This is a genomic window from Afipia birgiae 34632 (assembly GCF_000308295.2).
Classification (GTDB): Bacteria; Pseudomonadota; Alphaproteobacteria; order Rhizobiales; family Xanthobacteraceae; genus Afipia; species Afipia birgiae.
Genome location: NZ_HG326652.1, coordinates 631595 through 657082, shown reverse-complemented (window position 1 = coordinate 657082; position 25488 = coordinate 631595). Strand labels below are relative to the sequence as shown.

Annotated in this window: 30 protein-coding genes and 1 pseudogene; 14 read left to right on the top strand and 17 right to left on the bottom strand. The window is 60.6% G+C overall.

The annotated features are described in order from the left end of the window. Positions 1–6 precede the first annotated feature (6 nt). The 3 genes from BN32_RS03135 to BN32_RS03125 form a co-directional block, all read right to left on the bottom strand. Positions 7–399 carry a Zn-ribbon domain-containing OB-fold protein gene (locus BN32_RS03135; RefSeq protein WP_019196651.1) on the bottom strand — a complete coding sequence of 131 codons (393 nt, stop codon included), beginning with the start codon at positions 397–399 and terminating at the stop codon, positions 7–9. Continuing rightward, positions 399–1547 (bottom strand): thiolase domain-containing protein, encoded by a 1149-nt coding sequence (locus tag BN32_RS03130; RefSeq protein ID WP_040425897.1) that lies wholly within the window; start codon positions 1545–1547, stop codon positions 399–401. Before BN32_RS03130 ends, BN32_RS03135 begins: the two co-directional genes overlap by 1 nt. 91 nt (positions 1548–1638) lie before the next feature. Then, complete coding sequence (locus tag BN32_RS03125; protein WP_019196649.1) at positions 1639–5130, bottom strand: indolepyruvate ferredoxin oxidoreductase family protein; 3492 nt, start codon at positions 5128–5130, stop codon at positions 1639–1641. Between the two features lie 377 nt (positions 5131–5507). On the opposite strand from BN32_RS03125, the gene BN32_RS03120 reads away from it, so the two are divergent. Together BN32_RS03120 and BN32_RS03115 are read left to right on the top strand one after the other, a co-directional pair. Further along, positions 5508–5744 carry a hypothetical protein gene (locus tag BN32_RS03120; protein ID WP_019196647.1) on the top strand — a complete coding sequence of 79 codons (237 nt, stop codon included), beginning with the start codon at positions 5508–5510 and terminating at the stop codon, positions 5742–5744. A gap of 117 nt (positions 5745–5861) precedes the next feature. Continuing rightward, positions 5862–6278, top strand: coding sequence for a hypothetical protein (locus BN32_RS03115; RefSeq protein ID WP_019196646.1), 417 nt, complete (start codon positions 5862–5864; stop codon positions 6276–6278). Between the two features lie 60 nt (positions 6279–6338). On the opposite strand, the gene BN32_RS03110 is transcribed toward BN32_RS03115, so the two are convergent. Next, the gene (locus tag BN32_RS03110; RefSeq protein ID WP_019196645.1) at positions 6339–7175 is read right to left on the bottom strand and encodes an isocitrate lyase/PEP mutase family protein; all 837 of its coding nucleotides are present in this window, start codon (positions 7173–7175) and stop codon (positions 6339–6341) included. 96 nt (positions 7176–7271) lie between these two features. Then, positions 7272–7580, bottom strand: coding sequence for an NIPSNAP family protein (locus BN32_RS03105; RefSeq protein WP_019196644.1), 309 nt, complete (start codon positions 7578–7580; stop codon positions 7272–7274). Positions 7581–7649: 69 nt separating this feature from the next. Between BN32_RS03105 and BN32_RS03100 the strand changes: the two genes are divergently transcribed. The 3 genes from BN32_RS03100 to BN32_RS03090 all read left to right on the top strand — a co-directional run bounded on the left by BN32_RS03100 (position 7650) and on the right by BN32_RS03090 (position 9582). Further along, entirely contained in the window at positions 7650–8339 is a 690-nt protein-coding gene (locus tag BN32_RS03100; protein ID WP_019196643.1) for an ArsR/SmtB family transcription factor, read from the top strand. 96 nt (positions 8340–8435) lie between these two features. Further along, on the top strand, positions 8436–9302 hold the full coding sequence (locus BN32_RS03095; RefSeq protein WP_019196642.1) for a hypothetical protein: 867 nt from the start codon (positions 8436–8438) through the stop codon (positions 9300–9302). A gap of 16 nt (positions 9303–9318) precedes the next feature. Further along, positions 9319–9582, top strand: a complete 264-nt coding sequence (locus tag BN32_RS03090; RefSeq protein ID WP_019196641.1) for a GCG_CRPN prefix-to-repeats domain-containing protein — start codon at positions 9319–9321, stop codon at positions 9580–9582. Positions 9583–9630: 48 nt separating this feature from the next. On the opposite strand, the gene BN32_RS03085 is transcribed toward BN32_RS03090, so the two are convergent. Further along, entirely contained in the window at positions 9631–9909 is a 279-nt protein-coding gene (locus BN32_RS03085; RefSeq protein ID WP_040425896.1) for a hypothetical protein, read from the bottom strand. A 282-nt stretch (positions 9910–10191) separates the two neighbouring features. Here BN32_RS03085 and BN32_RS03080 point away from each other — a divergent pair, with 282 nt between their 5' ends. The 6 genes from BN32_RS03080 (at position 10192) to BN32_RS03055 (ending at position 15421) form a co-directional block, all read left to right on the top strand. Beyond that, the gene (locus tag BN32_RS03080) at positions 10192–10446 is read left to right on the top strand and encodes a GCG_CRPN prefix-to-repeats domain-containing protein (protein WP_019196639.1); all 255 of its coding nucleotides are present in this window, start codon (positions 10192–10194) and stop codon (positions 10444–10446) included. 809 nt (positions 10447–11255) lie between these two features. Next, positions 11256–12203 carry an IS1595 family transposase gene (locus BN32_RS03075; protein WP_019196637.1) on the top strand — a complete coding sequence of 316 codons (948 nt, stop codon included), beginning with the start codon at positions 11256–11258 and terminating at the stop codon, positions 12201–12203. A 129-nt stretch (positions 12204–12332) separates the two neighbouring features. Then, positions 12333–12641, top strand: coding sequence for a hypothetical protein (locus BN32_RS03070; RefSeq protein WP_019196636.1), 309 nt, complete (start codon positions 12333–12335; stop codon positions 12639–12641). A 963-nt stretch (positions 12642–13604) separates the two neighbouring features. After that, positions 13605–13877 (top strand): DUF1883 domain-containing protein, encoded by a 273-nt coding sequence (locus BN32_RS25915; RefSeq protein WP_082773510.1) that lies wholly within the window; start codon positions 13605–13607, stop codon positions 13875–13877. A 30-nt stretch (positions 13878–13907) separates the two neighbouring features. Continuing rightward, positions 13908–14606 (top strand): hypothetical protein, encoded by a 699-nt coding sequence (locus BN32_RS03060; RefSeq protein ID WP_156946946.1) that lies wholly within the window; start codon positions 13908–13910, stop codon positions 14604–14606. Positions 14607–14950: 344 nt separating this feature from the next. Beyond that, positions 14951–15421: a hypothetical protein gene (locus BN32_RS03055; protein WP_019196633.1), complete on the top strand. Its 471-nt coding sequence runs from the start codon at positions 14951–14953 to the stop codon at positions 15419–15421. Positions 15422–15515: 94 nt separating this feature from the next. On the opposite strand, the gene BN32_RS03050 is transcribed toward BN32_RS03055, so the two are convergent. Continuing rightward, complete coding sequence (locus BN32_RS03050; protein WP_244438081.1) at positions 15516–15764, bottom strand: hypothetical protein; 249 nt, start codon at positions 15762–15764, stop codon at positions 15516–15518. Between the two features lie 134 nt (positions 15765–15898). On the opposite strand from BN32_RS03050, the gene BN32_RS03045 reads away from it, so the two are divergent. Both BN32_RS03045 and BN32_RS03040 read left to right on the top strand, forming a co-directional pair. Then, complete coding sequence (locus BN32_RS03045) at positions 15899–16180, top strand: hypothetical protein (protein ID WP_019196631.1); 282 nt, start codon at positions 15899–15901, stop codon at positions 16178–16180. Positions 16181–16244: 64 nt separating this feature from the next. Further along, the gene (locus BN32_RS03040) at positions 16245–16706 is read left to right on the top strand and encodes a VOC family protein (protein WP_019196630.1); all 462 of its coding nucleotides are present in this window, start codon (positions 16245–16247) and stop codon (positions 16704–16706) included. Positions 16707–16754: 48 nt separating this feature from the next. On the opposite strand, the gene BN32_RS03035 is transcribed toward BN32_RS03040, so the two are convergent. The 4 genes from BN32_RS03035 to BN32_RS03020 form a co-directional block, all read right to left on the bottom strand. Beyond that, the gene (locus BN32_RS03035) at positions 16755–17390 is read right to left on the bottom strand and encodes a trimeric intracellular cation channel family protein (protein ID WP_019196629.1); all 636 of its coding nucleotides are present in this window, start codon (positions 17388–17390) and stop codon (positions 16755–16757) included. A 294-nt stretch (positions 17391–17684) separates the two neighbouring features. Beyond that, positions 17685–17999 carry a hypothetical protein gene (locus BN32_RS03030; RefSeq protein ID WP_019196628.1) on the bottom strand — a complete coding sequence of 105 codons (315 nt, stop codon included), beginning with the start codon at positions 17997–17999 and terminating at the stop codon, positions 17685–17687. 60 nt (positions 18000–18059) lie between these two features. Then, positions 18060–18410: a hypothetical protein gene (locus tag BN32_RS03025; RefSeq protein WP_019196627.1), complete on the bottom strand. Its 351-nt coding sequence runs from the start codon at positions 18408–18410 to the stop codon at positions 18060–18062. A 69-nt stretch (positions 18411–18479) separates the two neighbouring features. After that, positions 18480–20012, bottom strand: a complete 1533-nt coding sequence (locus BN32_RS03020; protein ID WP_019196626.1) for an acyl-CoA carboxylase subunit beta — start codon at positions 20010–20012, stop codon at positions 18480–18482. A 167-nt stretch (positions 20013–20179) separates the two neighbouring features. Here BN32_RS03020 and BN32_RS03015 point away from each other — a divergent pair, with 167 nt between their 5' ends. Continuing rightward, complete coding sequence (locus BN32_RS03015; RefSeq protein ID WP_019196625.1) at positions 20180–20584, top strand: DUF4260 domain-containing protein; 405 nt, start codon at positions 20180–20182, stop codon at positions 20582–20584. Positions 20585–20698: 114 nt separating this feature from the next. Here BN32_RS03015 and BN32_RS03010 read toward each other — a convergent pair whose 3' ends face one another. From BN32_RS03010 to BN32_RS02985, 6 genes and pseudogenes are all read right to left on the bottom strand, one after another. Beyond that, positions 20699–21097, bottom strand: coding sequence for a nuclear transport factor 2 family protein (locus tag BN32_RS03010; RefSeq protein ID WP_019196624.1), 399 nt, complete (start codon positions 21095–21097; stop codon positions 20699–20701). 81 nt (positions 21098–21178) lie between these two features. Beyond that, positions 21179–22013, bottom strand: a pseudogene (gene blaOXA, locus BN32_RS03005) (class D beta-lactamase). 181 nt (positions 22014–22194) lie between these two features. Next, entirely contained in the window at positions 22195–22461 is a 267-nt protein-coding gene (locus BN32_RS03000; RefSeq protein WP_019196621.1) for an EscU/YscU/HrcU family type III secretion system export apparatus switch protein, read from the bottom strand. Next, entirely contained in the window at positions 22458–24065 is a 1608-nt protein-coding gene (fliK, locus tag BN32_RS02995; RefSeq protein WP_019196620.1) for a flagellar hook-length control protein FliK, read from the bottom strand. Before fliK ends, BN32_RS03000 begins: the two co-directional genes overlap by 4 nt. Positions 24066–24293: 228 nt before the next feature. Beyond that, positions 24294–25067 (bottom strand): ATP12 family chaperone protein, encoded by a 774-nt coding sequence (locus BN32_RS02990; protein ID WP_019196619.1) that lies wholly within the window; start codon positions 25065–25067, stop codon positions 24294–24296. Positions 25068–25075: 8 nt separating this feature from the next. Next, positions 25076–25456, bottom strand: coding sequence for a hypothetical protein (locus BN32_RS02985; RefSeq protein ID WP_019196618.1), 381 nt, complete (start codon positions 25454–25456; stop codon positions 25076–25078). Positions 25457–25488 lie beyond the last annotated feature (32 nt).

Here is a 25488-nt window from a genome sequence, read left to right as displayed (position 1 = left end):
TTACTGTTATCCGACGGGCGTGAAGAACGGCAGCGGCGCGCCGTCTGTCGCCTTGAATACGAGCTTCACCCGCTGACCAATTTTCAGCGCCGCCAGATCGCAATCCACGAAATTGGTCAGCAGCGACGGACCTTCATCAAGCGTGACATAGCCGATGGCATAAGGCCCGGTCGGGGACTTCCGCATCAGGCTGTAGCTGTAGATGACACCCTCACCCTTGCTCTCCTCCCACACGGTCTGATCGGAGAAGCACACCGGACAGATCGAGCGTGGAAAGTAATGCGGCTCGCCGCACGCCGTGCAGCGCTTGATGAGGAACTTGCCCTCTTTGGCAGCATTCCAGAAGTGCGCGGTTTCAGGATTGCCCGTGGGTGCTAAATACTTTGGCTTGTCGCTCATCACACGCGCTCCAGAATTGCGGTCGATGCCGCATGACGCACACCAAGCAATCCGCCAGTGCCATGCACCAGCGCGAGATCGCAATTCGGAACCTGAACCTTCGGATGCGCCTCGCCGCGCAACTGCCGCACGGCCTCGATGATCTTGGTGATACCACCACGGTTGATCGGGTGATTATTGCACAGTCCGCCGCCGTCGGTGTTCCACGGCAACTTGCCGACACCGGAAATCAGGTTGCCGTCAGCTACAAACTTGCCGCCGTCGCCCTTTGCACAGAAACCAAGATCCTCAAGCTGAATCACCACAGTGATGGTGAAGCTGTCGTAGATCGACGCGTACTTGATGTCCTTCGGTGTCACGCCCGCTTCAGCAAACGCCGGTGGCCCACTCCACACGCCCGCTGAATAAGTCAGGTCGAGCTTGCGGCCGCCGTTCGGGCCCTTCAGCGATTCGCCGTGACCGGTCATCCGCACCAGCGGACGTTTCAACGACTTCGCGATCTCCGGCGTGGTAACAACCAGCGCGCCCCCACCGTCCGAGACGACGCAGCAGTCAAGACGGTGCAGCGGGTCGGAGATCAACGGCGAATTGATAACGTCCGCGACGGTGACGACATCGCGCAGCATCGCGTGGGGATTGTATTGCGCGTGATGCGAGGCTGCGACCTTGACCCAGGCAAGCTGCTCGCTGGTAGTGCCGAACTCATGCATGTGACGCATGGCGCACATGCCGTAGGCGTTGTGAGTCGTCGCTCCGTACGCAGCTTCGAAATCGACCTCTGGGCCGAACGCGCGCGGCGGCATCGGGCCAGTGCGCGGCTTGCCGGCCAGCGTGATCAGCGCCACGGAACATTTGCCGGCGGCAATCGCCTCGGCGGCATGGCCCAGCGCGATGATGTAGGAACATCCGCCCGTCTCGGTCGAATCCAGATGACGCAGCTTGAGGCCGAGATAATCGGCCATCGGCATCACGCCGCCCGGCGCGTCTCCGGCGCAAAAATAGCCGTCGACGTCGGCCTTTGTCAGGCCAGCATCTTCCAGCGCTCCCTTGGCGCATTCGGCGTGCAATTGCGCGGTCGATTTGTCCGGCGCGTGCCGGGTGGGATGTTCATAGATCCCGGCGATATAGGCTTTTCCCTTGATGCTCAAAGTCATCTCCGCTGCTTTATCTCAGCGGATTTTCTGACCCGCCAAGCGGCGCTTGGCAAGCATCTTGAGTTTCGCCGTGCGAACGAGCGTTCTATTCCGCCGCGATCTGGGGCGCGATCATCGGCGGCGGATTGACAAGGTCCTTGGCAAGCTGCTGGTATCGCGCCTTCGCTTTTGCGATCGACGCCTCCTTCACAGGTCCATAACCACGAATCTGATCGGGCAGCGACAGTAACTCGACCGCGATATCGAGGGTCTTGGGCGAAAGCAGCTTCACCGCCGTCACCACATCCTGCTCATATCCCTTGATCAGATTGCATTCGAGCTTGCGATCCTCGCTGTAGCTGAACGGATCGAACAGCGTGCCGCGCAGGAAGCGGAATTTTGCCATCGTCCGGAAGACCGGCAACATCCACGCGCCGAACTCGCGCTTGCGCGGACGGCCCAATGCATCGACTCCACTGTGCAGGATCGGCGGTGCGAGATTGAAGCTGATCTTGAAATTACCCTCGAACTGCTTGCCGAGATTTTCGGCGAACTTTCCATCGGTAAAGAGACGCGCGACTTCATACTCGTCCTTGTAGGCGAGCAGCTTGGCATAGTTGATCGCAACGGCGCGCGGCAATGCCTCGCCATACCCGCCATCGAATGCAACCTTCCGCACCTGATCGACAAGATTACGATAGCGTGCCGCATAGGCAGCGCTCTGATAATCGGTCAGCAACTGCGTGCGATGCGCGATGACCTCGTCGAGCGTCATCTGATCGAGAGTCTTCGGCGCCTCGGGCTCATCGCCCTTCATCATTGCAGCAAGCCGTGCGGGATCGTGCGCCGCAAGGCGGCCAAGACGGAACGCCTGGGTGTTCATCTTGATCGACACCGCATTGAGTTCGATCGCCTGCTCGATGGCTTCTGCGCCGACCGGCAACAAGCCCTTCTGATAGGCGTAGCCCATCATCATCATATTCGTCGCGATCGAGTCTCCCAGCAGAGCCTCGGCGGGCTTGGTGAAATCGAGGAACGCGGAGTCCTTGCGGAGCGCATTTTCCAGCACCCGATTGACCTTGCCGCGCTGGAAATCGAAGTCACGGTTCTGGATGAAATCAGCAATCGGAATGAGATGCGTATTGATGACGCCATAGGTGCGCGACGACTCCGCCAGCGTAATCGTTTCCTTGGCGACGGCCACCACCTCATCGGCCGCAATCAGCAAGTCGGCAGTGCCGGTCACGATACGTGAACAGGTGACGTCGGCGGTATTCTTCGACAACCGCACATGGCTCAGCACCGCCCCACCCTTTTGCGCGAGCCCCGACATATCGAGGATCATGCTCGCCTTGCCTTCGATGTGAGCTGCCATCCCGAGCAGCGCACCGATGGTCAGCACGCCCGTGCCGCCCACGCCGCCAACGGCAATGTTGTACGGCCTGTCGAGCGACGGAACGCTGGATGGTGCGGGCAGTTCGCCGAAATCATCAACGGCGACCGGCGCGCGCTTGCGCAATGTGGCGCCTTCAACGGTGACGAAGGACGGACAGAAGCCCTTCACACAGGAATAATCCTTGTTGCAGCTTGACTGGTTGATGGTGCGCTTGCGCCCCAGCTCAGTTTCCAGCGGCTCGACCGAAATGCAATTCGACTGCACCGAGCAATCGCCACAGCCTTCGCAGACGGACGAATTGATGAAGATACGCTTTGACGGATCTTCCATCAGACCGCGCTTGCGGCGGCGACGTTTCTCGGCGGCGCAGGTCTGCACGAAGACAATGGCCGAGCAGCCCGGCACTTCGCGGAGCGTGCGCTGGACTTCATCGAGCTGGTCCCGGTGCGCAACCTTGGTACCCGGTGCAATGTCGGACGCCGGATAGGCGTCGGGATTTTCCGACACGAGATAAATGTCGCGGATGCCCTCGCTGTGAAGCTGGAACGTGACCTGCTGCGGCGAGAGCTCGCCATCGACATGCTGGCCGCCGGTCATCGCCGTCGCGTCATTGTAGAGAATTTTGTAGGTGATGTTTGCCTTGGATGCGACCGCCTGCCGGATCGCGAGGCTGCCCGAGTGGAAATACGTGCCGTCGCCAAGATTGACGAAGACATGCTTCTCGTTGGTGAAAGGCGCGATGCCGACCCATGGCACGCCCTCCCCGCCCATATGCGTGAAGGTCTCGGTGTTGCGGTCCATCCACAGCGCCATGAAGTGGCAGCCGATGCCGGCCATCGCACGGCTGCCTTCCGGCACCTTGGTCGATGAATTGTGCGGGCAGCCCGAGCAGAAATACGGGGTGCGCGTGACTGGCGCGATCGCCTGAACCTGGGTCGCCTGCCGGCCGTTGAACCAGTCGGCCTTGGCGCGCAGCATCGCGACGATTTCAGGATTGAGGTCGAGCTGCAGCAGCCGCTCGGTCAGCGAACTTGCCAGCGACGCGACGCTGAGCTCTTCGGCAAATGGCAGGAAGCGCTTGTCGTGATTGTCCATCTTGCCGATGATGCGCGGGCGCACATCGTCGCGCCAGTTGAACAGCTCCTGCTTGACCTGGTTCTCGACGATCTCGCGGCGTTCCTCGACGATGAAGATTTCCTCGAGGCCGACGGCAAACGCGCGCACGCCTTCCGGCTCCAGCGGCCATGGCATGCCGATCTTGTAAAGCCGAATACCGATCTTGGCGGCGACCTCCGGCGTGATGCCGAGTTCACGCAGCGCCTGCCGGATATCTTCATAACTCTTGCCGGACGCCATGATGCCGAACCGCGCGTTCGGCGAATCCATCGTCACGCGATTGATTCTGTTGGCGCGCGCAAAGGCGACTGCGGCAAATCCTTTATAATCCTGCAGGCGCTTGTCCTGCGCGTAGCGGTCGTCCGGCCAGCGCAGATTGAGGCCGCCCGGGGGCATCTCGAAATCAGTCGGAATGATGAACGGTGTCATCTCGTCGGTAAGATCGATTTCCGCCGTGGTTTCCACCGTTTCGGTGATGACCTTCATGCCGACCCAACAGCCGGAGTAACGCGACATCGCGATACCGAGCAGACCCATCTCGATCATCTCGTGGATGCTCGACGGATAGAGATACGGCATCAGCGCAGAGATGAAGGCATGGTCCGACTGATGCGGCACGGTCGATGATTTAGCGCCGTGGTCGTCGCCCGCGAGACAGAGAACGCCGCCATTCTTGGCCGAACCCGCCGCATTGCCATGACGGAATACGTCGCCGCAGCGATCGACGCCGGGGCCCTTGCCGTACCAGATGCCGGTAATGCCGTCGAACTTCGCACCCGGCGACAGATTGAGTTGCTGCGAACCCCAGATCGCGGTCGCAGCGAGGTCTTCATTGACGCCCGGCTGGAATTTCACATCGTACTGGGCGAGATGCTTGCGAGCTGCGTGAAGTTGCTGGTCGTAGCCGCCAAGAGGTGACCCGCGATAGCCGGTGACGAATCCTGCGGTGTTCAGGCCCGCTGCCCGATCGCGCCTGACCTGCGCCATCGGCAACCGGACCAAAGCCTGAATGCCGGTCAGAAAAACGTGCCCCGATGCCTGCGTATACTTCTGATCAAGACTGATCGGCCCTTGATTGATTCCCATAATTCGACTGCCTCTTTGCCGGGCTCTTGTTTGCAACGTCACGAGTCTACTTAGAACCAGTCTATGTCGCTTTTTGTTTCCAGCACATCCTAAATCGCATTCATCAGACCTTTGTTTTGAAACGCAATTTTTGGTTCGCTTTTCAGCCCAACTCGACCTGTTGTGTCGCTTTTATGCCTGACGTCGAAAGGACATTGCGGGCCGTTTGGCGCTCGTTCGGGGATCGCGACGACTCGCTGCAGTGCAATTGCCCGTTGCAACTCTGACCCGCCCCCGATGCAAGGCTCCTCCGGAACGGTCCCAACGGGTGACCGTTGACCTCCACCAAGGCAAACCCGGTCTCAACGGGTTGCGCAGACGAGCGGAGGATTTTGATCATGACCCTGTCAGCAAACGATTGGTCGTCGAACGGTAAAGGAGCCAGCAACGGCAAACCCGTCCGGACAACCGAGAAATTCGAGTATCAGCAGGGTAAGCCCATCAAGGCGCTTATCGGCGTCGCGTTGCTTGTGGTTCTCGCCCTTGTTCTGGCGCGCATGAACCCTGCCTCGCATCAAACTTCCGCGAACCCCGCGATAACAACGGGCCAGACCACAGGCTCGATTACCCGATGACATTACAATCCGCAAAGTTCCGAGCATCAGTGAACCCGAATGATAGCGGGATATCGGGGGAACGTCTTCGGTATCCAGTGATTGTCTCTGAAGATGCACCGACTGGAGGAATGATCCATGGCAATCGAGCGTAACCCCAACGATCCCTACAGCGCAGCGCCGACCAACGATGAGTTGCTCCGCCGCCGCGCGGATCAGTTCGACAACGAACTTCAGGCAGATCCCGAGCTGGCTGAAGGACCCGCCGGTGGCGGACGCATCGCGTTGTTCGCGATCGCGCTGGTCGCAATTCTTGGCGTGGTGTTCTACGGGCTGAACACGTCCAGCACATCACCTGATGCAACGCCGACCGCGCAAACAACGCCGGCCTCGCCGTCAGGCGGCACGGCGCGGGCACCTCGTGCTCCGGCTGGCCAGACCACCGGCTCGACAATGCGCCCTGCACAGCCCGCTTCTCCGCCGGCGATGAACAATCCGGCTCCGGCCGCCCCGCAGAACAACCCGGCTCCGGCTGGCGCACCGTCAAGCAACTAACCTCGACGGCTTGAAAATCAGAGCGGGCATCTTCACGGATGCCCGCTTATTCTTGGTCTATTATTTTCGCTCCTTGATGGCTTTTGAAAAGAAGCCATTGATCTCACCGTGCGGTACAGCCTGAGCCATTCCGGCAAACGATCCACTGTCGGCAATTTCCCGCGCAGCTTTCATGAAGGCACCCCAGGCCGTGCGCGCGAGCGCGCCACCAACGCTGATACGGCGCACGCCCATATCGGCCAGTTCTGCCTGCGTCATGCCGGGCCCGCCCCACAGCACATTGATCGGTTTCGGCGCCAGTTCTTTCACAACCGCCGCGATCTGCTCCCTGGTTCTGATGCCCGGCACATACAGGCAATCCGCGCCGGCCTCGGCGTAGGCAATCAACCGCGCGATGGTGGCCTTGAGATCGGGCTGGCCGATGAGAAAGCTCTCGCATCGTCCCACCAGCACGACATCGCCACCTTTTGCATCGATTGCCGAGCGTGCCGCACGCATGCGCCCGACCGCGAGTGTCATTTCGTAGAGAGGAGCCGACGCGTCGCCGGTCGAGTCTTCGATCGACAATCCCGCCACACCGGTCTCAACGCCACGCGCCACGTTCGCCGCTACTCCTTCGGGATCGTGCGCAAAACCCGCCTCGAAATCGGCATTCACGGGAATGTCCGTGGCATCACACAGCGCTTTCAGATGCGTCAGAACATCGTCGCAGGTTACCTTGTTGTCGGGATGCCCGATCGACCAGGCGAAGCCTGAACTCGTCGAAGCGAGCGCCTTGAAACCCATCCCCTGCAACAATTGGGCGCTGCCCACGTCCCACGGGTTGGGCAGCACAAAGCAGCCGCTCTCATGAAGTTTTTTGAAATCCGCGCGCTTCTGGGCTGTTGAAACCGGCATTCCTAGTCCTCCAGGGCGATATTATTTTCAATGTCTTTGACGCCAAGGCCGACGATGCCGTTGATGCCATGTGAAATCAATCGGCATGACGGCGCGTCAGCCCTGCACCTGCCGCAAAAAGGTTCGCTCCTCCGACAGGATGAACTTGTGCTCCAGCGCGAAACTGAAATTTGCAACACCCTCCGCATCGGCTTTTAGCCGGGCGCGATAGGATTCGTACTCTGCCAGACTCGGAAACGAGATAAGCCCGAATGCGATGTTGTCGGTGCCTTCATGCGGCATCCAGTAGCCAAGCAGATCGCCTCCGCATTTCGGAATGATCGTGAGCCACCGCTGCGCATAGGCTTCAAACATATGCCGCTTGAACGGATCGAGCTGGTAGCGGATGAAAACGGTAACGGTCATGGGATGCTCCTTGTCCGGAACAGACCCTAGACCGTTGCCTGACGTGAATGCTTCGACTAGGATCGAAGTATGAAAGCAGGACCGGACATGGCCATGATCGCCTCGCTTGTCGGCGATCCCGCGCGCTCCAACATGCTGACTGCGCTGATGAGCGGACGCGCCCTCACCGCGACCGAACTCGCGCAGGAAGCAGGCATCACACCGCAAACCGCGAGTTCGCATCTTGCCAAACTCGAGGCGGGGCACCTCGTCGTCCCGGAAAAACAGGGCCGTCATCGCTATTTCCGGCTCTCCGGCCCCGACGTCGCCACGGTGCTTGAGGGATTGATGGGGCTCGCCGCCCGCGCCGGTCACCTGCGGGTTCGAACTGGCCCCTCCGATCCCGGGCTGCGCCGTGCCCGTGTCTGCTACGATCATCTCGCGGGCGATTTGGGCGTGCGGATGCTCGACTCCATGACGGAGAAAGGGTTGCTGCGCGCCCAGAAGGACAGCGTTGCGCTTACGTCCCAAGGGGAGCGGTTTGTCGCCGATCTCGGCATCGACCTGCCGGCCCTCGGCGGATCTCGCCGTCCCCTGTGCAAGACCTGCCTCGACTGGAGCGTCCGGCGAAGCCATCTCGCAGGCTCGCTCGGCGCGGCGATCCTGTCGCGATTCTACGAGTTGAACTGGGCGAAGCGCGAAAAAGGCAACCGCGTCGTGACGTTTTCACCGAAAGGCGCCACACGCTTTAACGCATTGTTCGGCGCGCCGGGCGATTAATGCAACAATCCGCAGTTGACAGCGCCGAGCAAAAATTGGCGTAATTCGCCGCGCTTTTCGCGCTTTTGATGTCCCGAATTTCTGACAGGGTGTTCCATGTTTCGCAGTGGGTTAATCGCATTTGTCGCGCTGTTTTCGGTCACGGCTCCGGCCACGGGCTGGGCTTACGAAATCAAGCCGAAGTCACCCGAAACTGCATTTTCCGCAAAGCTTCAGCCTGACATTGTCGGCCTGTCGAGCAACACCGAAGGCAGCAAGGCTTCTCCGATTTTCGAGACCTACCTGAAAGATCTGCCGGGCGTGAAACCGGAGATCGCTCAGCAGAAATTCGGCGGCACCAACGTGACCTATGTCACCTCGATGAAGTTCGTGTCGCCAGCGACCAGCAACCATCCCGGCGAATCGATGATGGCAGTATTTTCGTCGCCCGCCAGCGCCAACCGCGCCTATTACATTGCGCGCGATCTGGGTTTCGCCTCCGGCAAGCAGCCCCCCAAGGCCGAAATGATCGAGCGCGTGACCACGAAATACGGAGCACCGACCCTGATCGGCGACGGACGCATGTATTACTTCTACAAGGGCGGCAAGGTGATGTCGGTGAAGCAGAAGTACACCCCTGCTTCCGCACTCGAAGCGCTCAACGCTCCGATCAACCCCAAGGCCGCGGTCGCGCTCAATGACGCCAACGGACGTGGAAGCTGCGTGGCTGTGCTGAAGCGCGCGCAGACGTCGGACAAGACGCTCGACAAGCTGGCCGCTGAAGCCAAGGGCGCGAATTGCGACGGAGTCCTAAGCGTGGAGATTTCGCCGGGCATCACGCCGGACCGTGTCAGCAAGACCGAGTTCACGCTGATCGACTTCAAGCAGATCATCAGCGCGGCGAAGATCGATGCGGACGCTTTCGCGGCCGAGAAGAACGAAGCCCTCAACAAGACCCCGCTCGGCAACGCACCGAAGCTTTGATCGCTGAGAGGCGAGGATGAAGACGTTTCTTGCAGCAGTCTTCCTCGCGGCCGCAATGGCCGGCGCGGGAGCTGTTCAGGCCATGCCGCTCGCCTCGCCTGCGGTCACCGCGCGCGGCGATGTGGTGGCGGTGAAGGACGGATGCGGCATCGGATTCCATCGTCTCTCCAGCGGGGTCTGCCGCCCGCAACCGGAAGGACCGAGATTAATGCGGATGTTCGCCCGCAAATGTCCGGTCGGATACCGCCGCAACCTTGTGGGCAAATGCCGCCGCGAGTAAAGTGAAACCCCGGCTGAATCAGCCGGGGCTCGTCAACTCGGCTGCGACTTACCAGCGGCGACGCCAGTAGCGCCGGCGATAGAAGCGGCGGCGGCGACGCCATCCCCAGTGACGATGGCCCCAGCCGCGGCGACGTCCCCACCGCACCTGCTCGATCTGCGCTTCATTCAGATCGTCGTCGTTGGCGACGGCGTTTTGCGGCAGTTGGTTCGGCTCAATCGGCTTGCCGGTCAGCGGTGCGAGTGGAGCCGCGCGCGCGGTTGCGATAGTTGCTGCGCCTGCGGCAGCGATACCAAATGCGAACTTGAGAAAAACGCGGCGGTCCATGATGCGTCCTCCGATGTTTTCTTGATCGGAAGAATTCCGCAGCACGCATGAATGGAAACTGAACTGGGCGGACGCCAGATTCGCCATCGCGGCCAGGCTGTTTGCCTCTGCAGCAAACAGGCCCTGACCGGTGTCTGCGACCACAATCGGTTCATCCTGTGTCTATATTCGGCAGAATAGTGTCCCGTTACCGGCCGAGGCCGGGCGACATGATTCCGGGTCAGCCCCGGCCGGGCCGGAACTCATCGCAACATGCAACACGATGACCCTGGAAGGATCCCCATGAAAACGTTGTTCGCAGCAACCCTTCTCGCAGTCTCCGCGGCCGGTTTCAGCGCCGCCAACGCAATGCCCCTGGCTCCCGCTTCCGGCGGCGGTATTGACGTGATCCAGATCGCAGGCGGTTGTGGTCCCGGCTTCCATCGCGGCCCCTATGGCGGCTGCCGCGCGAACCGTGGCGTTGTCGTCGTTCGCCCGCCGGTGGTCCGCCGCTGCCGTTACTGGGGTCCAAACCGCGTCTGCCGCACCTGGTGGTGAGCGCGCAGCCACACAATTCAAAACCCGCTTCGGCGGGGTTTTCTTTGGGTGCCGGTGCACACAACAATCACCCGCGTCGTCCCCGCGCAGGTGTGGACGACATTGAATGTGTGATGCGCGTTGTGCTTCATCTCCCCGTTTTCATGAAGCCATACGCCATCACCCCTGTTGTTTGAAAGGCGCGGGGGCGCCCGAATTCCTCGTTTCCTTCGCCCTCGAAATGAGGGCGCGCGGAACGCCGGATGCGCAAGCGCATCCGCAGCCTCGTGTGCAAAGTAAAAAGCACACGAGTTAGTCACCACGGTTGCGCCGGAGGCATCCGGCGTCCCGCACGCAATGGTTGGAACGGCTTATTCCGCGCTCTCCCCGGTGGACGGCTCTTTCGCCACCGTTCTGGATCGTGAGTGACTTCCACCGCCACAAGGGCGACAGACCCTCCCGCTCCTTTCGACGTCAGCACCGCGACGCCGGGACCACGCGACTTCAGCCGTCCGCCTGGGCGTTTTCCGGCGAAGTGGACTTCCGGTTCGCCGATCAGAAAACGCCCCAATACAATTGGCGCGTCTTCCGGCCGCGAAACCGGTCCCCACTTTCGCGGAAGACGCGCTCGGCGCCGTCGTCGTTCGCGGTGCTTTTCACAGCCACGAACCGAGCGCCGCAAGCGGCCACCGCATCCCGCCCCGCGTATCGTGACGATCGCGAAACGCCCCTCATGACAGGGCGGGACGAGAAGGAATATAATCCCAATTATCTAGTTGACACCACAACTACCTAATGTAGTAGTCGCAGCATCTTTTGGAGATTCTGCGATGAAAAGCGTGCTATCGGCCCCGCACTTCACGAATGATGACGATGCCCGCGCCATGATTGAAAGCATCCGTTGGCCCAGCGGCCCGGTCTGCTCGCATTGTGGCACCGTCGATCACGCCTATCCCGTCAGTGGCCGTGCGGGCCTCTACCGTTGCGCCGAGCCGGAATGCCGAAAGGACTTCACCTGCACCACCGGCACCGTCATGGAGCGCAGCAAGATCGCGCTGCATAAGTGGATGCTGGCGTTCTACCTGCTTTGCTCCAGCAAGAAGGGTATGTCGGCGCTCCAGCTTAAGCGCCACCTCGGCATTTCGTATCAGTCGGCTTGGTTCCTGTGCCACCGCATCCGCGAGGCGATGCGGGACGGTGGCTTCTCGCCTATGGGCGGACCCGGCTCAATCGTTGAGGCGGACGAAACCTACTATGGGCCAGTGGCCAAGACGAAGGCCCGCAAGACGACAACGAGCGGTCGCCCCTTTACCAAATCGGGCCGTACCGGCCCGTCAAATAAGCGGGCCATCGTTTCGCTGGTGGAGCGCGGCGGTTCGGTTCGCTCGTTCCATGTTGCCGTTGCGGATGGTGCCAGCGTTGCCAAGATCGTCCGAGATAACATCGACCGCGAAACCCGGCTGCATACCGATGAAAGCCGTCTCTACACTCGCGTCGGTTCCGAGTTCGCTTCGCATGAGACGGTCAACCACAGCGCAAAGGAATACGCACGCGGCGACGTAAACACCAATTCGGTCGAAGGCTACTTCTCAATCTTCAAGCGCGGCATGAAGGGCGTCTATCAGCACTGTGCCGAAAAGCATCTGCATCGCTACTTGGCCGAATTTGATTTCCGCTACAATCATCGTATCGCTCTTGGCCATTCCGACGTTACCCGCACCGTAGCCGCTATCAAAGGAGCAGAAGGTAAGCGCCTTCTGTATGGGCAACCTCGTTAAGCCGGACTACAGCAAAGCAGCGGGACGATTCCTGCGCTGGCGAAAGAAGAATTGGAAGCCGACGAAACCTAAGCGTGTGAAGTATTGGCGCAAAAGTTAGATACTTGGAAAGTGAAGCTGGAGAAGTAGATGGTTGACGACAATAAGAAAATTGCTTTCAGCATGCCTGCCCCGAAGAGCCTACAGGAAGCAGGTTTCGTAATCATGGCTTTGAGCGGTGGTATCGACCATCTGCTCAATGCATTAGCCGAGGCCAACGGTAATGTTAATGGCCCTTGGTTAGATGAGATCAAGCAAGTCCTCATTAGAGATGCCAAGGGCACGGTTAGCGAGAGCATTTCGATTGAGACCGAAGTTGTCGGCATGAAGATCGGCATTGATCTGCTTGACAATTTGGTGGAGCGCTTTCGCCGACGTCTCATCAGCGAGAAGAAATAGTCGCTCGCCCTTTGGGCCAATGACAATTGCTGTTGATCGATTTATGATCGCCTGCAAACTCATGATGATCTCCTCAACAAGAAGCCCGGCTATTTGCCGGGCTTCTTCCTTACTTATTTCTCTCGTTAATCTTCAGGTCCGAGATCGTATAGCTTGCCTAAACGTTCTTCGACATCGCGCACGATAAAGCTGCATTCCTGATTAAAGTCGTCTCGATTGGGGACTGTGCCTATTCGCCATGTCCCGGCTACGGAATGATCGCGAAGGTATATCCCAATCGCTGTTATGGATTGGCAGGCTTTGAAACGTTGCAATTCATCCCATACTATTTTCTTAAGATGGGCCTGACCCAACAGAGGCTTTCGTTTGAGGGCCATATTGATTTCTTGATGTTATGCCGCTTGTGTTCTGTCGGACCGCTCGACATGGTCCCGGATATAGTCGCACCGCCGACATTCAAAATCCAAATGCGGGTCCGAACCGGCGCGCGCCAACTTCAGGCGCTTCCCGATGCATTTCGCGCACATCCTGCCGGGCACGAAGGCAACACTGCGCCAGTCGATGTCAGGCCGCTTCTCGCCTTTAGGACTTCGGGGCATAGCGATCCAATCCATACATTGCGATCTGCTTGTCGATCTTTCGGAGCGCAGACTTCCACGACCTAGCGTCTTTGCGTTTGCCGTCCTGCTCAGCCTCTTCGATGTATCGGACGATTTCGGCGCGCGAGCGGAGTGTCGATTCCGCTATCTGCCTGCGCATCAAATCCATATCCATGGCGAATCGACTCCCGAGCGAGAATCAGACACGCTCGCAAACGAATCAGGGACCATCCCTGCGAAGGATGATCCCCGATCCCGCAATTTTCAGCTAGGGGCTGATCGCGGGCAGTGGTCGTTAACACTCAGGACTTAACTCCTGAATCGCCCATGTAGTCAAGATCGGCCCCATTACAGGAGCCGATTCATGCGCTTCGTTCATTCTCGTGAATACTTAAATGCAGGCGATGTGGTCGTCGTTCAATGCTCGCACCAATGCAACGTGCGAGTAATGAGCGATACAGACTTTCAGAACTTCAAGAACGGCAGATCCCACAACTATCACGGGGGGCATTTCAAAATGCTGCCTGCGCGAATTGCGGTGCCAAGCAGTGGCTACTGGAATACGGCTATTGACCTTGGCGGTAGTCCGTCGGCTTTCCAATACGGCGTAAGCTACTTGAAATCCGACGCCGCGTAATTCGACTGACGTTTTCAGCGGCGGAGTCACTTGGCACGCTTACGTGCCAAAGGCTTCGCCGCTCGTTTTGCTTTCTTCTTTTTCGGCGAGACCATCGGTTTCGGCGGTGTATTTAGCGCCGCGCGCAACGTGCCCATGAAGCGGCGTTGCGCTTCCTCATCACTGAATTTCTCATCACTTGGAGATTTAGCCATGGCTAAGACGCCTCTCGCACAGCGGCCGGAATTTACCCAGTTGATGGGACTTTTCCACGGTTACTGGTCATCCCTCGATTTGACCATTGATTACGCGATTTGCCAATTCTTAAAGGTCACTCATCACCAAGCGCATCTTATAACCGCCGGGATGACGTCGGGTCCGAAGTTCCGCCTTTTGGCTGACCTAATAGGCCGGAGCGATCACCCGAAACGGGATCAACTCCTAGGCTCGCTTAACGGAATTCGGGCAATCCAGAAACGTGACGTATTCGCTCACTCTTACATCGAGTCTTTTAGCGATTCAGTGAATTTTTTAAGTCGGACAACCGGCGGCACATACAAGGCAACCAAACACGAATTCACTCAATCAAGCTTTGAAAAACACATTCTCGAAATGGTCAAGGTGAGTATGCAGTTCTATGACGCGCTCGGGGCCAGCCGGGCCGATTTACAAACTTTCGCAGAAGCCGCGTTGAGTCTTAATCGCAAATCCAAAACATCCACCGGCAAACCTTCTACGAGCAAATCGTAGTTTTCCGACCGCCAGTCGTCGAACACCTCTTCCAGCACAGCGCGGGCGGCGTCCGGCATAACGGCGGGTGCGACAGCATCGCTCGATCCGGCTGGCGGCAATTCTGATCCAAAATCGCCGGGCGAAAGAAAACCGCCAGATTTGAGGACGTCCATTTAGGGCCTCCGTCACCACATCCAGCCCTTGTGGTGTTACCTTGATAATTGGGAATATAATCCTACAACCATCGCCTGTCAAGCCGGGTACCGAATGGGTATCTTTCGAACCTTCCTGCAAGCGCCTAAACAAATCTGCCTATTTTCCCGACGATGTGGAACCATTTGCTGTTCCGTGATTGGTAGAAGATGGCAGACAGCATCATCGCCCATCGCTCCGTCCGCTCCCGCACCTCAAGATGCGCTCACGTGATCGAACGATTTGGGCTGTCCATGGCGGGTGCATCGTGCGGCCTGTTCGTCGCGGCTCATGTGTCGAGCGCACGCGTCGAGGCCCTCGGTTCCATAAGCGTGAGCCTCGCCCTGATGGTTCTTGGGGCCATCGGCTTCTATCTCGGCATCGATGTCCCGCCGCACCGCACGGGCCGCCCGCCGCAGGGGCACCTGACCGGCAAAGACCTGCAGCCGATGGACCCCGTCGAACTGTTCAGCGCGGCCGGAACCTTCCTTGCCGCCATGGCAGCCTTCATCTCGGTCTATTCCATCGTGGCGGATTCCGACTCGACGCCGGCGTTCACGCTGTTGCTGACGTTCGGCTGGCTACTCGGCGTTTTCATGCAAATCGTCGCGGGCACCACTGCGCGCATCAGGCGAACCTGACGTTTCGCTCGCCGCCCTATCTGTCCTGCGGCCGTACAGGCTCTTCGCCTTCCCAGATCATCCGGAGCCATTCCAGAAATTTTCTCATGTGACCTCACGCCCGCTCGGCGGGATGTCCCCTGCGCAATGCATCGCGCTGCTTTTCGAGCGCACTCGCGCGCGCCTTCGCGCACTGCGCCTTGTCGCTGCGCGCAGGTTCCTGCGGCCCGATCGGATTTGTCCGTGATGTCATCGGCTGGGGCACGCCCCGGCCGGTACCCGGCGGCTGCGTCGCCATCGGAAATTTCACATGTGCACCAAGAGGCGAGTTCCTGTGCAGGCCGGTCGGCGATGTGCTGGACATCAACCTGTGCGGTTTTCTGGGCAGCGCTGTTTTCTTCGGCATACGGAACAACGCGCAACATGCCGATTGGTTCTCGGAACGAAACGCGCGGGGCACACTTAATCCGGCCAATGTGACGCACCGGGAGTTACGCCGTGCCGTGGAACAGCCGTTTCATCAAGCCCATCGTTCCCGCGAAGGGCCGGCCGATCGCCACGCTGAAAGATGCGCTGGACTATATCAGCGCCCTTCCCCCGTCCGAACAGTCAGCCATCACGCAGGAAATTGCCGACGCCGTGGAGATGGCGGCGCAAGGCCGCGGCCCGCTGCGCGTGACGGAGGTGCGCATGGTGCGCCTCGTTCATGGTCCCGTCGCAATTGCGGACGAAGCTCCGGCCGGGCAACCCGCGATGGTCAGGCGCGGCAGCCGGTCATGACCGGACCGACTTGTCCGGGCGCGGATTGTTCTCGTCATTCTTGATTGAAACGAGGAGTTTGCTCATGACTTCCAAGGTCAAACCCATTCCCCAAGGCTTCCACACCGTCACGCCCTATCTCATTGTCGACGGCGCGGAGAAGGTCATCGGCTTTCTGAAGAAAGCCTTCGATGCCGAGCTGATGCACGAGATGACCAAGCGGCCCGACGGCACGGTGATGCATGCCACACTGAAAATCGGAAACTCGATGATCATGATCGCCGACGCATCGGAACACGCCAAGGCCTCGCCGGTGATGCTTTATCTGTATGTGCCGGATGCCGACGCCGTCTACCAGAAGGCTATCAAGGCAGGCGGCACCTCGATCATGGAGCCGGCGGATCAATTCTACGGCGATCACTCCGGCGGCGTGAAAGATCCCGCAGGCAACAGCTGGTTTGTCGGCACCCATGTCGAGGACGTCAGCGCAGCCGAACTGAAGAAACGCGCGCAAGAAGAACTCAAGAAGCGCAGCAAGGCGGCATAACCTGCCGCATCGCGCGGCTGCTGCTCAGCGAGCCCCAGGGCCGGACGCTCAGTGCGGCCCTTCGCGCTCGTAGATGAACTTCGGCATTTCCCACTTGTAGCGGATTGCCAGCAGGCGGAACGTCAGGCCGAACGCCACCGAGCCGATCACCACCGCGACATGTTCGGTGCCGAAATGCGTGCCCGCGACATAGATCGCGCCCGTCGCCAATGAGACGCTGGCGTAAAGCTCGCTGCGGAACAGCAGCGGCACTTCGGTGCAAAGAATATCGCGCAGCACGCCGCCGGCGCATCCGGTGATCATCCCCGCCACCACCACGATGATTACCGGATGACCCATGCTTCTCGCCACGTTGCAGCCGATGATGGTGAACACCACGAGGCCGATGGCGTCGAGCACGAGGAAAAGATAATGCAGGCGATGCACCACACGCGCGAGCGCGATAGTGAGCAGCGCCGCGCCGCCGGTGAGAAACAGCAGCGAGGGATGTTTCACCCAGAGCAGCGGATAATGCCCGAGCAGCATATCCCGCAGCGAGCCGCCGCCAAGCGCGGTGACGCAGCCGAGCACGGCGACGCCGAACCAGTCCATCTTGCGCCGCCCAGCCGCAAGCGCCGCCGTCATGGCCTCCGCAACCAGGGCGAACAATCCGAAGAAAAAGAGTATCGATTCGGAGGGCTCCATGGGCATTACCTAGCACAACGCCGCGAGATTTCTCCAACGCCAACGATTCCCCTCATGGGGGAGGCCCGCTTCTCAGCAACGCCGGCACCGAATTGGCTTCCCTCCCCCTTGTGGGGAGGGTGGCATGTTGAGAGCGCAGCGAACAACATGTCGTGTGTATGGCGCCGCACGCAATGAAGCGTTGTAACACGCTGTGTCACCCCACCTGGCCGGCTGCGCCGTCCACCCTCCCCATCCAGGGGAGGGAAAGAAAGAGCACGCCCCTTATGATGAGGAACGACAGCCCAGCGCGGGTCAGCCCGGCCAGCTCTCCGCCTGCACCATGATGTCGCGCGTGCGCTTCACCTCGGGCCAGTCGCGGTCGAAGTCGCGGATCAGGCGCTTCATCTCCTCGCCGCCTGCGGCGGCATCGAGCGACGCCCGGTCCGGGAATTCATACATCGCCAGATGCACGGCGGGATCGTTGGCGAGCCAGTAGCGCCACGCGCGCTTGGAACCGAAAGACTTCACAGCATCCGGCAGATGCTCGCGCGAATACCACGCGTCAAACGCAGCGCGTCTGGATTCATCGGGGACAGTGGCGCGGACAACGAGGATGTGGGTGGGCATTGCGATCAGTTCTCTGCTTAGTCGACGTTCACGACACGTGTGCGAGAAAATCGTACAACCTCAATGAAACAACCTCATCAGCCAATGAACCAACATCATGTGCCAGAACGCATAATAACTAATAAACACAAATACAGACGAATTCTTTGCAATAATAAGAAATGTCACCCATCCCAATCCGAGAAGAAATGCAGCATATGGATAAAATTGACGATGCCTTTCGAGCCCAAGCCAAACAAACACTAGAATTCCAATTACAATAAAGGGCGAAATTGCAACGATCGCCGCCCCTCCAATGGCAAGGACAAAGAATGTCCATGGCAATGATGCGAACTCAAAACCGATCGTTACGAGGATCAATGCACCGGCAACATATCTAGAAACGACAGCTACCAAGTTTGATGCTTGCATTGCCTAATTTTCAAAGCCATTTTTTCAAATATCATTCGCCCAATTTTGAGTGGTTTAAAGGCCGTCCCCTCACAACGGAATGTTGTCGTGCTTCTTCATCGGCACGTCGACGTGCTTGTCCTTCAGCATCGCCAGCGCGCGGGCGATGCGCCTGCGGGTCGAGTGCGGCATAATCACGTCGTCGATATAGCCGCGCTCGGCGGCTACGAACGGTGACAGGAAGCGGTCCTCGTATTCCTTGGTGCGCGCGGCGATCTTTTCCGCGTCGCCGATATCCTGCCGGAAGATGATCTCCACCGCGCCCTTCGCGCCCATCACCGCGATCTGCGCCGTCGGCCAGGCGTAGTTCATGTCCGCGCCGATTTCCTTCGAGGCCATCACGTCGAACGCGCCGCCGTAAGCCTTGCGCGTAATCACCGTGACCAGCGGCACCGTGCACTGGCTGTAGGCGAATAGTAATTTCGCGCCGTGCTTGATCAATCCGCCGTATTCCTGCGCGGTGCCCGGCAGGAAGCCCGGCACGTCCACGAAGGTGACGATCGGAATGTTGAACGCATCGCAGAAGCGGACGAAGCGCGCGGCCTTGCGTGAGGCGTCAGAGTCGAGCACGCCCGCCAGCACCATCGGCTGGTTGGCGACGAAGCCCACCGTCTTGCCCGCGATGCGGCCGAAGCCGGTGACGATGTTCTTGGCGAAGGTATCCGCGAGTTCGAAGAAGTCCCCCTCGTCCACGACTTTCAGGATCAGTTCCTTGATGTCGTAGGGCTGGTTCGGATTGGCCGGGATCAGCGTATCGAGCGACTCTTCCGTGCGCTCGATGTCGTCGAAGCTCGGCCACTCCGGAACGCCGTCGGTGTTGTTGCTCGGCAGGAAGTCGAGCAGCCGGCGCATCTGCAGCAGCGTCTCGACGTCGTCCTTGAACGCGCCGTCGGCGATGGAGGATTTCGTCGCGTGCACGCTCGCGCCGCCGAGTTCTTCCGCCGTCACCACTTCGTTGGTCACGGTCTTCACCACGTCGGGGCCGGTGACGAACATGTAGCTGGTGTTCTTCACCATGAAGATGAAGTCGGTCATCGCCGGCGAATAGACGTCGCCGCCCGCGCACGGGCCCATGATGACGCTGATCTGCGGGATGACGCCCGAGGCGATCACGTTGCGGCGGAACACATAGGAGTAACCCGCCAGCGCCGCGACGCCTTCCTGAATGCGCGCCCCGCCCGCGTCGTACAGACCGATGATCGGCGCGCGCGCCTTCAGCGCCATGTCCTGCAGCTTGGTGATCTTCAGCGCATGGGTCTCGGACAGCGAGCCGCCGAACACGGTGAAGTCCTTCGCGAACACGAAGGTGGTGCGGCCGTTGACCGTGCCCCAGCCGGTGACCACGCCGTCGCCGGGGATCTTGTTTTTCTCCATGCCGAATTCGACCGAGCGATGCTCGACGAACATGTCGAATTCCTCGAACGAGCCCTTGTCCAGCAACAGCTCGATGCGCTCGCGGGCGGTCAGCTTGCCGCGGGCGTGCTGCGCCTCGATGCGCTTGTCGCCGCCGCCCTTTTTGGCGCCTGCGCGACGTTCATCGAGTGCTTCGAGGATATGCTTCATGGATTTCGCCCCAGAATCTTGATGGTCAGCGGCGGGCGCCGCCTTGGTTGGGCAGCGTTCTAGCACGCGATTTGGGCGGGGGAAAATGGCTGGGCAGCCCCGAAAATGACGGATCCGGGCCGCCTGTTGCGCGTGGTAAAAGCGCCGATTACAGGGGATTCGCGGCCATGACCGACACCACGACAACACCGGCCGCGGGCGCGGCCATCGGAGGGGTCCGCACCCTGCTGCGGCTGGAGGGTGCGGCGCTCGCCGTCGCCTGCATGGTGTTCTACAGCTATTTCGAGGGCTCCTGGTGGATGTTCGCGATCCTGCTGCTGGCGCCAGACCTGAGCTTTCTGGGTTATCTCGCCGGTCCCCGCGCCGGAGCCGCAGCCTACAATGCCGCCCATGCCGCTATCCTGCCGATGCTGCTCGGCATTGTCGCCATGGTCCTGCCCTCGGCGCTGGCGATGCACCTGTCGCTGATCTGGTGCGCCCATATCGGCCTCGACCGCGCACTCGGCTACGGCCTGAAATACGACGCCGGGTTTACGTTCACCCATCTCGGGCGGATCGGGAAGCGCTGGTAACGCAGGGTTTTGTTCTCGTCATTGCGAGGAGCACTAGCGACGAAGCAATCCAGTTCTTGCTCGCGGCTCTGGATTGCTTCGCTTCGCTCGCAATGACGGCGCAGGGGCCGTGCGCTACTTCGGCGGGCGGCTCTGCACGAAGTAGCTCGATTTGTGCACCACCTTGCCGTCGCGCAGGGTGATGACGTCAACCAGTTCCATGATCACCGGCTTGCCGTCCGGCGTTGTCGCGGTGAGGATCGATTCCGAAACGAAATGATCGTCGCTGCCGTAGAGCGCGACCGGCTCGAACTTGATTCCGGGCAATCCGGAGATGTCCTTGCCGAACTGCTCGGCGACGGCGTCCCTGCCCTTGTAGACTTTCGAACTGCCGTGGCGCTGGTAGCTGGTGTCGTCGGCATGAAAAGCCATGATCGCCGCAACGTCGTGCGCATTCCACGCGGCGTTGTAACGCGTGGCAAGATCTTTCCACGACGAGCTTGGTGCAATTTTCGCGGCTGCTGAAGAGGACATAAACTGACTCCCGGGCACATTTTTCTTCTGAATTGCCGCGAGCCTAACCGGTTTCACGCGAACGCGAAACCGGACAAAGTGTCAGATGGCTCCTATGTCGCCCAGACATTGCTGCGCGATCTTCATCCGGCTGGCGGAGTGCTTCATCTCGCGAATGTCGAGATTGAGCGCGAACACGGTCTGCGTGCTGCCCTTCTCGACCCAGCCCACCAGCCAGCCGATGCTCGCCTTGACGCCACCGACTGCCGTTTTGTCATCGACGCCAACGAGCCCGGTCTTGGCGCGGATGACGCTGTCGCCCGCCTTGGTGACCGGCAGAATGTCCGCGGTCAAATCCTGCGCGCGCTTCGACACCGGCAGAGCCCGCCGCCGCAGCCTGTCCACGAATGCGATCTGCTCCAGCGGCGAGATACGCAAGTCGCCCGTCAGCCAGAAGCGATCGATGCCGCCGCCGATGTTGCGGTTGCCGTAGTCGAACGCATCGACGTACTTCTGCATCCGCTCCTTGCCGATCCGCCGCGCGATCTCCTGGTAAACCGGCACAGCGGACACCGCGATGGCGGTGCGCAGGGTATGATCCTTGTTCCAGTCGGGAATGCTGCGCGTCACGCCATCCCACTTGAAAACGTCCTTGTCCGGATCGGACACGACGCCGGTTTCCAGCGCGATGATCGAATTCGGAATCTTGAAGGTCGACGCCGGGAGAACCGGGTCGCGCGCGCGGGAATTGTCGCTGGCAATCACCTGCTGATCGTCGGTCCGGAACGCCGCAAAGGCGCCCACGGTGCCGTCGTCGGTGAAGTGTTTCTGCAAATTTTTGCGGACCTCATATCGAGGCACGACATCGGCGAACGCCCGTACGGGGATGACAGCCGCAGCGGCGGTGAAACCCAAGAGCGTTACGGCGATTCATCATAAGTCATTCCCCCGATTCAGCGCCGGGGTAACTGCACGCGGCATCATGGTGAAATCATGACAGCGGCATCATCCGTCATTGCGAGGAGCGAAGCGACGAAGCAATCCAGCCTGATATTTTCAAGACTGGATTGCTTCGCTTCGCTCGCAATGACGATGAAACGGCTGGTCGGAACAAAACTCTAGCGTAGCCGTCCCGTCAGCCGCATGACGAAAATCAGGACTTCGGCCACGCCCTTGTAAAGCTCGGCCGGAATCTCCTCGCCAAGCTCGACATTTGAGAGCGCGCCCGCCAGCACTTCATTCTCCTGAATGGGAATGTCGTTCTCCCTGGCGATCTCGATGATCTTCTCGCCGACGGTGCCCTTGCCCTTGGCGATAACGCGCGGCGCACCCTTCTTGTCGTAATGCAGCGCGACTGCGAGCCGGCTTTTGGTGTCGATGTTCACAGCGCACGATCCAGAAAGTGGCCGGCCGGTGGCGGCGGTGCCTTCGGCGGCGCGCCCTCGCCGATCACGATATCGCCGGGCTCAAGTGCGGCTTCGCGGAGCGCATGGGACAGTTGCGGCGCATTGATCCGCAGCTGCGCCGCCGTCGCGGACCGCTCGGCCCACATCCGCACCGATGTCCGCCCATGGCTCAGCGACACCAGCGCATGCACCGGCCCACTCGGCTCGACATTCAGCGAGAACCGCGCACGCCAGACACGGCTGGCGGCTGCAGCTTCGTTGCCTGCGCCATCGCGCGAAATCTCGAATTGCGCCACGGCGGTGCCCTGCGGCGTGGCAAACGGAATCTCGAAATTCCATCGCGGCACATTGGGATCGTTTCGCGCGCCGGGCACATCCACCGGCAAGGAAGCCGCCTGCAAAAGCGTCTGACGCGACAACGCGGCATCGGTATCCTCGATCAGGCGATAGGCAACGGTTGCCGGTGCATCGTCCGGCGCGAGCGACGGCAGCGCAATGGACTGCGCGGTCGTTTCCGATCCGCGAAACGGCGGCGGCGGCACATTGGTGCGCGCAACGGCTTCATCGCCATCGGCTGGCATACGAGCAGCGCTTGCGCGGGCCTCCGCATCGAGCATGTTTGCGACTGCGTCCTGCACACCCTTCGGAAATCCCTGCAACACTTCTTGAAGCGCGGTCAGTCCCGCGCTTGCCGCCGCAACGCGGTTCGCTGCCGTCGGCAAGGGTTCGTTCGGCGCAAAAATGCGAACTTTCCCGTCGCGTTCGGCTGTATCCTCCGCGACGCGCACCGGAGCTTGCGGCAGCAGGATATCGCCTTCGATGCCCGGTGCCAGCGGCGGCGCGGCTGATGGCGGCACAGTCGCGGTCTGCGGCGAAGCGCCCGGCGCAGGCGTGTTGCCGAGCCACGACGCGACGGTCTGGCGGAACACAGTCAGCGCGGCCTTGAGATCGGGACCGCTGGAGCCCTGCGATGACGCGAGGCTTTGCTCCAGAAACAGGCCGGAATTCCGGAATGCCGCTTTCAGCGCATCGCCGGTCAGATTTTCGCTGAGCGGCGTCCGCTGCGCCAGCAATTGCGCAGCGGCCTGTTGCAGCGTCTGCGGCAATGTTTGCGAAGATGCTGCGACACCCAGATTTGCGAACAGCGGCGACAGACTGCCCTGCCGCGCGGCCGCGGTCTGCACTGCGGCGGACACCGCCAACGCTTCAAGATTGGTGAGCACGCGGCCTGCCGCGGCGGTTTGCACCGGCACATCGGCCTTCGGCACGCTGACGGTATCGGCTTTCGCGGCACCGGCCGATGCGGCAGGTGCGGACGACGGCGCATCGCCCTCGCCCGGCACGATCTGAAGCCGCACGCCCTGCGGCGTCTGTGACACCGCGAGTTGCAGCGTCTGGCCGGGCTGCAACGGCACCTCGGACAATACTTCAATGGTCAGGCTCGCAATCGCGATGCGGACCAGATTTGTGTTGAGCTGCTTGAGAACGGTCGCGTCGATCACGCTGCCCGGCTGCAACGCCACGCCCGCCGCCACACCCTGGGCGGCGACAACCGGAAAGACGGGATTGATGGCGATCGACATACGGGACGCTTCCTCTGGCGGAGGAAGCTAGCCCAGCGTCGTAAACCTCTCGTTAACCGAAACCACCGCGGAGACCCCTTCGCGTTTACGATGTCGTCCCGGCGAAGGCCAGGACCCATAACCACCGGCTTCTCAATCGAGCGGGATGATGGAAAGTCTCTTTGTAAGAAACACTGACAGGGGTGATGGATCCCGGCCTTCGCCGGGATGACGGGCTTGGATATCCCGTCAGGAAAACGCTTTCAGCACCCTCGCCGCGGCCTCGAAATCCTTCAGCCGTGTGGCGCGCCGGGCCGCGACCTCATCGTCCGCGCCCCACTTCTCGCTATTCCAGTCCTCGTCCACGTGCGCCGCCGCCCAGACCTGTGCGCCATCCAGCACGCCGTGCTTCAGCGCCAACGCGAGCATCGCCGAGCCGGTGATCGTGGTAACCACATGAAAGGCGCCGACCGGCCAAGCCTCGGAGGGCAAGGCACCGCGCGCGGCCGCAACGGCGGTCTCCGGCTGGCGCACATGGATCACGCCTTCGGTCAGGATGAAGTGCGCGCCGAGTGCATCGGCGGCCCACCGCAGCACCGGGTCCCAGTGCTCTGCCTGCCGCGTGATCAGGGCTTCGGGAAAACCGGCGCGATAGAACAACAGATCGGTCTCAAAATATTTCGCCGCATCATCAGCGACGGCCTGAACATCCTTTGCGACACCGTCGATCACGCTGTTGGCCAGCCGCGTCAGCGGCATCGCCATCGGATCGATATCGTCCTTCTGCGCCTCCCACTCCGCTGCCATCGCCTCGGCGAGCTCGCGCGTGGGCGCAGCCAGCGGATTCCGGCCCGGCGTGCGAACCGGCTTGCCGTCAAGCGTGACCGCAAAGCCGTCCGGGCCTTCGGCAACTCCCGCGCTGGTGTAGAAGCGCTTGCGCAGCGGCGTGCGTGAAGACTTGCGCGAGGCCTCGCGCGGATCCAGCGGCGACTTGCCGGCAACCTCATCGAACAGTTCGCGCATCACCTACTCTATTGATTGGCGCAGCTGCGCGAATACGCCGCCCGCTGGTTCGGATTCATGCCCCATGCCGCGCCGTCGTCAAGGCAGCGTGCAACGCGGTCGCTGAAGGACGGACCGCGGTCGCGCTTCAACACCCGCTTCGGCGGCGTGTCTTGGGTCACATATCCCGGTGTCGTATTCTGCAACGCGAACGGCGGCGGCGAATTCATCTGCGGCACCTTCGGCACCACGATCGGCGGCGGCGGTGGTGCCGGCGGCGCGACCGGGAACGGAATCACGGGCTGATTGTTAACACCGCCCGGCGGAAAGAGCTGTGCCTGCGCCTGACCGGAAATGATCGCGGCCAGCGCGAGGACGATTGCGAGTGCGGTTCTTTTCATCACGATCATATCGTTACCCCGGACAGCGGCGGCAAGAGGAT